5 protein-coding genes are annotated in these 6,595 nt (G+C 56.4%); 3 read left to right on the top strand and 2 right to left on the bottom strand.

Annotated elements, in window-relative coordinates; all coding sequences use genetic code 11:
• Nucleotides 1-86: 86 nt before the first annotated feature.
• Both AC1ECN_RS33890 and AC1ECN_RS33885 read right to left on the bottom strand, forming a co-directional pair.
• On the bottom strand, nt 87-1,037 hold the full coding sequence (locus AC1ECN_RS33890; protein ID WP_130705808.1) for a glycosyltransferase family 2 protein: 951 nt from the start codon (nt 1,035-1,037) through the stop codon (nt 87-89).
• A 9-nt stretch (nt 1,038-1,046) separates the two neighbouring features.
• Nucleotides 1,047-1,262, bottom strand: coding sequence for a hypothetical protein (locus AC1ECN_RS33885; RefSeq protein ID WP_130705807.1), 216 nt, complete (start codon nt 1,260-1,262; stop codon nt 1,047-1,049).
• Nucleotides 1,263-1,656: 394 nt separating this feature from the next.
• On the opposite strand from AC1ECN_RS33885, the gene AC1ECN_RS33880 reads away from it, so the two are divergent.
• The 3 genes from AC1ECN_RS33880 (at nt 1,657) to AC1ECN_RS33870 (ending at nt 6,591) form a co-directional block, all read left to right on the top strand.
• Nucleotides 1,657-2,976, top strand: a complete 1,320-nt coding sequence (locus AC1ECN_RS33880; protein ID WP_130705806.1) for an O-antigen ligase family protein — start codon at nt 1,657-1,659, stop codon at nt 2,974-2,976.
• Nucleotides 2,973-5,099 (top strand): right-handed parallel beta-helix repeat-containing protein, encoded by a 2,127-nt coding sequence (locus AC1ECN_RS33875; protein ID WP_130705805.1) that lies wholly within the window; start codon nt 2,973-2,975, stop codon nt 5,097-5,099. The genes AC1ECN_RS33880 and AC1ECN_RS33875 overlap by 4 nt, the downstream gene beginning before the upstream one ends.
• Nucleotides 5,100-5,724: 625 nt before the next feature.
• Complete coding sequence (locus AC1ECN_RS33870) at nt 5,725-6,591, top strand: WecB/TagA/CpsF family glycosyltransferase (protein WP_018071882.1); 867 nt, start codon at nt 5,725-5,727, stop codon at nt 6,589-6,591.
• Nucleotides 6,592-6,595: the final 4 nt, after the last annotated feature.

Below are 6,595 nucleotides of genomic sequence, written 5' to 3'. Positions count from 1 at the left end.
GGCAAGCACAACGTTCAGGTGTTGGGCAACGCCGCTGGCAAATGAGATGGTATAGTCTTCCAGTTCGGAGACCAATAGCAGCGCCTTCATTTCGCTGCCTCCGACAAGCCGACGTCCAGACCGAGCCGTGACAGGCCGCGCGCCGAGCGCAAACTATCGCGCGTCCGCCTGAGCAGGTTCGGTTCGCCGGCAAAGAAGAGGCCTTCGACGGCAAGCTTGAACCGGGTGCGTGCATCGGCTCCCTGCAGCTTTGCCGACGCGATGCGATAGGGATAGTGATCCGTCAGATGTAGCCTTGCCGGTAGCTTATGGGCTGAGAGAAACAGGTTCGTTGCTTCAACGGTTTGCTGCCAGTGCGTCATCCGCCTCCTTAGCGTGGTGGCATCCTCGGTCGAGCGATACCAGTTGTTATTGTGGATGCGGTAGAATCCAAGCGGATCCGGCATGGCAATGACGTCCCCCAGAAACGGATAGATCCCCACGAGCCAGGCGTCGGCTGATATGCGGAATTGTTCGGGAATGCTGCCCGCAGCATTCCACGCGCTACGTCGTACCGCGATGGCTGACGTCATCGGAAAAGGCCACCAACCAGCCGATCTGGTGAGTAGCGGCGACAAAGCGCCCGAACACAGGCTTCGAGGGATCGGCTTGGAAGTCAGCGTGCCATCGACAAGCGTTGGCTGCAGTCGGTGATAGACGAGCGATGCTTGAGGGTTTGCGCGGAACGCTGCAGCCGTCGCCGACAGCTTGCTCGGCCCCCACCAGTCGTCGGCATCCAGAAAACAGAGGATCTCCCCCATGCTTGATCCCACAGCGGTATTGATCGCAGCGGCCTGTCCTGCATTCTCCTGAAAGATCACCTTCACTCGGCTGTCATACGCTTCCAGAACGGACCGCGACTGGTCGGTGGAGCCGTCATCGACGACGATTATCTCGACGCTGCGCGCGTCTTGGCTCAACACGCTGTCTATCGCCCGCCCAACGAAGCGAGCGTAGTTGTAATTATTGATGAGGACACTGAGGGCCGGCTGCTCCATGACGTGCTCTCAGGCGAGTTGCAGCGATGCACCGCTGTACAGCAGCGCAAAGTTGCTTAGGACGTCGACCTTAACGCAGCCATCGAGGTTCGGAGCCTCGGTGACGGTGATATCGAAAAGACCTTGTCGGCCGAACAGCATCTCGCGCAGAGCCGTTGAGATCGCCACGACGAGGTGAGCGCCCGTCGTGTTGCATAGAGAACTAGGATCGTGACGCAGAAACATAGTAATCCTAAACCTTCCAGGCTTCGACTGCAGAGAGAGCCTCTGTCAGAATTGTTGCCTCATTCCAGTGGAACCGCGGCTTACCCACCACGCTTCACAAGACACTCATCGCCACGGTAGCGGTGAACGGACATGCGCAACATCTGCTCTTATGGGCAATCGGCGGACATGAAGACCCGCCTTTTGGGTGAATACCGGCTGAAAGCTTACGCACAACACCGTCTTTGGGTGGAGCGAAGGTGCATTAGGCGTAGCCCGCCCTTCGCTAGGACAGGTTGACTGCGGATGTGGCTGGATGATTGCTTGAGAGCAGTGCAGCACGAAGGCCGACACCTGTTTTTTGATCTGGGGCGATCAACAGTCGCTTGTCTTTTCAAGTCAGTCGGGACGGATAATGAGAGTAGATAGCCTCCGAACTGCCAGCGGACCGACGATTAGTTGGCGGGCCATAGAATGCTGGGGCGCCGGCATATCCCTCTTCTTTCAGGCAGGCGCCTTTCTGCCACTTATCCTGGCCGATGCGGACGGAACGCTCAGCGAATCCGCCAAATCTATACTGCGTCTTCCTTGCTTTCCTGTCTATGTATTTACAATCGTGATCCTGATACGCAATTTTCCGCAATTTCTAATGGCGCTCAGGCGAAATCTGATTGTTCCCCTGATCCTTGTCCTGCCGTTTTTGTCCACCCTTTGGTCAATAGGACCTCCAACGACCTTGAGGCGCGCAATCGGCCTTTTGTTTTGCGTGCTTCTTTCCTATGTCCTGGCGATACGTTTCACGCCAAGGCAGCTGCTGTTCCTGTTATTTGTGACCCTGGGAGCCTGTATCGTCCTCAGCGTGGTTTTGTCAGTGGTGTCACCAAGCCTTGCCAGTATGCCGGATGGTACTATGCGGGGCATTTTCATTCACAAGAACGTCCTGGGTTGGTACGCGTCTCTGATGATCTTGGTGGCGTCGGCCGTGCTGATCGACGGGACGCTCGGCCTGCGGCGAACCGCGTTCATCTTGTTGGCCGCGGGTATGGTCTGCCTTGCAAGCTCCGGATCGATGACCGCGATCATTGCAACGTCAGTGGCGTATTGCCTGATCGGCTTTTATTCCCTGCTGCAAAAAAGCAGCAGCATTGGCCGCGTCGTCATCGTCCTGTTTTTCGTTCAGCTGTCTGTCGCCATTCTGATTTCGCTTCACGAATTCCTGGTTCCGGCCCTTGAAGCGCTCGGCAAGGACGCGACCCTGACCGGTCGGGTGCCATTGTGGGAGCTGGTTGATCGCGAAATATCCGATCGTTGGATGTTTGGCTACGGTTACCAGGCTTTCTGGACAGTCGCGAACCCGGAAGCGACGCGCATGTGGCTAAAGATCGGATGGGCGGCGCCTCACGCGCATAATGGATACCGCGATATCTTGTTGAGCTTTGGAATAATGGGAATGATTCCGTTTGTTCTGCTGCTTCTCCATGCAATCCGCCAGGGCGCGACCCTTCATTGTCATGACCCGCAGTACGGGTGGCTCTGGCTCAATGTCTTTACGATCATGATTCTGGTGATGAATCTGACTGAGAGTATTTTTTTCGCTCAGAATGACACCATCTTCATCCTGTTTACCGCAGCCATCATCATGTTTTCGCTGTACGCGCCCGTCGTTTCGATCAGCCGTTCGCCATCTTGGCAGGCGCCCTCGCGTGGCCTTGCGAGCGGGTTGCAGATATCATGAGGCGGCGTTTTGAATTGATCCTGAGCATTTTGCCTGTCATGCTCTTTCCGCAGTCCGGCAATCCGGCTCCAGTCGGGACCGAGATAGATGCGCCTGAGCGCTTGCAGATGCTCGTCAGGGAGGCGACTTGCGCGGAAGCTCCCGCGACTTTCTCAGCCAAGTTGAATGGGACTTCTTTAAGCGACGTATTGAGCAGCAGCGCTGGGGCGCGGACGATATTTTACGTTTCTCCCGATGGCAAAGACACCTGGAGTGGCCTCCTTCCGACAGCAAATCAGCAGGGCGGCGACGGCCCTTTCGCCAGCATTGAAAGAGCCCGTGATGCTGCCCGTGAGAAGGGCGGCACCAACACAATCGCGCTGGGTAAAGGCGATTACTACCTTACTCAGCCGATCGTCTTTGACCCCCGCGATAGGGGCTTGACCCTCACGGCAAGATGCAATGAAGCGCCGATTTTGCATGGGGGGCTACGCGTGCGCAATTGGGCGCAGCAGGCCGATGGTCGCTGGACGGCGCCGCTAAAATTGCCACCGGATGAAGGGGCCGGTGACCTTTTCGTCAATGGGAAACGCCAAACTCGGGCTCGATATCCCAACGCTCCCGCTGATGGCGATCCACGCAAGGGATGGTTGTTTGCCGCAAAGTGCGATCCGGCCATCGACGTGCGGGAAGGAAACACGCGTTTTTGTTTCCATGCCGGCGATCTTCCGGCAGTGGGTGATACAAGTGGGCTGGTCGTGGACATCGTTGGGGGGTATCAACCGGGAAGCCAGTGGGGCAATGACACGCTCCCAGTTGTATCCATCGATGGCGCCGGCCGGACTGTCTATACGAAAGGCACAGGCTATTTCTTTACCGCAGAAGGCAGCCGCTATTTCCTAACCGGAGCCAAGGCCTTGCTCGATGCTCCCGGAGAGTGGTGGTACGACCTTGTCGCGGGCCAGCTTTATTATATCCCTGTCGATCAGTCGTTACCCAATTCCGTCGTCGTTGCTGGCATTCTGCCGACATTCTTCAAATTGGATGGGGCCGATGGGATGGTCGTATCAGGGCTCGAGTTTAGAGATGGAGCTCCTGACGGCAGCGGCAAGTTCTATACGGAAACAAGAGGATTTGGCGCCATAAGGATCGAACACGCTGATGGCGTCAAGATTCTCGGCAACAGCATCGAAAATGTCGGCGTCGGGGTCCATGTGACGGAAAGCAAGGATTCCTTGATTGCCGGCAATGTGATTGCGGATGTGGCTGGCAACGGGATTTACGTCGGCACAAATTATGGCACGTTCGGCAAGTCGAACGGCTCCAGGATCCTTTCAAACCATATCCATGACATCGGAAAGGTTTACATTGAAACCGCCGGAATATGGTTCCAGGCGGCTGACAATGTCAGGATCGCCGACAACCTGATCGAAAACACGGCGCAGTTCGGAATCGCCGGCGGTTCGCTGTGGGGTTCCAACGACGCCGTCTATAACGCTGTCATCGAGCATAACGAGATCCGTAACGCCAATCARCAGACCGCAGATGGCGGCGCCATCAAGATGATGGGCGAGCAGGCAGACCCTTTGAACAGCACCATCCGCTCCAATCTGGTGACCGGGACCGGTCATCTCATGAACAGGGTCGATGGGACCTTCTGGCCTCCCGGATATGAGAATACCAGCGAATGGCCGTCTCCTATCAGCTGGGCGATCTATACGGATGGGAAGGCGAGCGGGCTGCGTATCGAGGGAAATACGCTCTCGGGCAACGTTGCGGCGATCGGTATCAACGGCGGTTGGAGCAACCTGGTGGCGGGAAACGTCATCACACACGGATCGGGCGCGGCTTTTCGCGTTGATATCGGTACCGGCAGGGGTTGGCGTCCGCCATGGGCGCGCCCTAATCGTATTGAGGAGAATGTTGTATCGGTTAACAATGACAGCGGCATTGTAGCGTATGTCAACACTCCCGATCTTGGGCTTGGATTTGTGCAATTCGCGCGCAACCGCTACAGCGGCAACTTGAACAACAAGAGCTTCAGGATAAATCCGGAAATCATGCGTTCGGGAGAATTTGGCAGTCTAGGAGATCTTCAGAAGGCTGGGGCGGACACCGGAAGCGTAGTCGCGCCGCCCGAGTAACGAAAGGAGCCTCAACGAGCGGTGTCCTGCGGCGACAAGTCCGCAGCTATGGCGACTTGGAACACCCTTCGGTCATGGCGTGCACGCGCTGCTGGTAACTGCCGCAGGCAGGAACGGTGAGGAGATGAGCGTGGCGAGCCGATCTCAAAGCGAAATTCCAACCCTTGCCCAACTCGCATCCTGCGCGAGGCTCCCGCCGAGCCGTCGAATGATCGATCGCGTCAAGGTGAAGGCCTTTTGAGCGTCCAGGCGAAGCCGCGGCCAGATCCGTCCGAAGAGCCTGCCAGGCTCAAGTGTTCCACCTGCTCAGGAGTACACAGGAATTCCCTGAACTCTCTCTTTCCGGCTTTGTTTGTGCTCAAGCCTCACTAGCTTTGATCACGCTTGAGTGAATAGCTTCTGCAGCTCTGCGCGGGTCGAAGCGCTATTTCGGGCCAACGGTCATCAAAAAGAGCAACAGGGTAAGCTGAGGGGTACATAGACTTACTTCGAATATTGTACGTCATCGCGGCATAAGACGTAAAGTTGAAATCTCTTCTACGTCCAATAGCTGGATCCGCAAGTATGGAGGCAATCGGCCTGCCGGGATATTCTGGTGACAGTTTCGATCGCGAAAGCGTAGGTCATGGGAAAGCAAACAGCAGGCAGCAGCCAGACTTCAGTTCTTCATCCAAAGGGTTCCTTTGAATGGACGAATGTCCTTGGTGTTCGCGTTTCGGCAGTTAATCTCAAAAGCGCGACTGGATTTATTCAAAAAGCGATCGAAGACGGCAGGAAGGAATATGTTTGCGTTCGCGACGCACACGGCATCGTCCGCTGTCAAGATGATCCCGAGCTTCGGTCGATACATAACCGGGCTTTCCTCGTAACTCCCGACGGCATGCCGCTTGTTTGGGCATTGAAGCGTGCTGGTCATGCCGAAAGCGACAGGGTCTATGGACCGGATCTCATGCTATCCGTTTTCGATGCCGGCAGCTCCAAGGGCTTGCGCCACTTCCTTTATGGTGCAACGGCCGAAACGCTCGAACAACTGCAGGCACGCCTTCTGGCAAAATTTCCGCAAGCACGGATCGTCGGCACCTATGCGCCGCCTTTTCGCAAACTGTCGACGCAGGAGGAAACGGATATTGCTGACCGGCTTAATCGGTCGGGTGCCGATATCATCTGGGTCGGGCTGAGCAGTCCCAAGCAGGAACTCTGGATGGCGCGCATGCGCGATAGTCTGCAAGCATCGATGCTCATCGGTGTCGGAGCCGCATTCGATTTCCACGCCGGCCTCAAGCGGCAGGCTCCAAGGTTCATTCAAAGAAGCGGCTTCGAATGGGCGTTTCGTCTTTTATGCGAGCCGCGACGGCTGTGGCGGCGCTATGCGCTCGTCGTGCCGACCTTCATCTCACTGACGGCATTCCAGAGACTGGGACTTCGGAAGTTTCCGATCGAAGACGCGGTTTTTGGATCAAGCGCGCCAAAAGCAGCAGCTGCAAAGGTGTAAAGCC

This window comes from Rhizobium sp. 01N447_2, from assembly GCF_056399245.1.
The sequence above is the reverse complement of the archived record's forward strand: the minus strand, read 5'-3'. Positions and strand labels throughout refer to the sequence as shown.

Coding starts and splice junctions, on each gene's coding strand:
- AC1ECN_RS33890 (WP_130705808.1), bottom strand. CDS start 1,037: ATGGAGCAGCCGGCCCTCAGTGTCCTCATCAATAATTACAACTACGCT.
- AC1ECN_RS33885 (WP_130705807.1), bottom strand. CDS start 1,262: ATGTTTCTGCGTCACGATCCTAGTTCTCTATGCAACACGACGGGCGCT.
- AC1ECN_RS33880 (WP_130705806.1), top strand. CDS start 1,657: ATGAGAGTAGATAGCCTCCGAACTGCCAGCGGACCGACGATTAGTTGG.
- AC1ECN_RS33870 (WP_018071882.1), top strand. CDS start 5,725: ATGGGAAAGCAAACAGCAGGCAGCAGCCAGACTTCAGTTCTTCATCCA.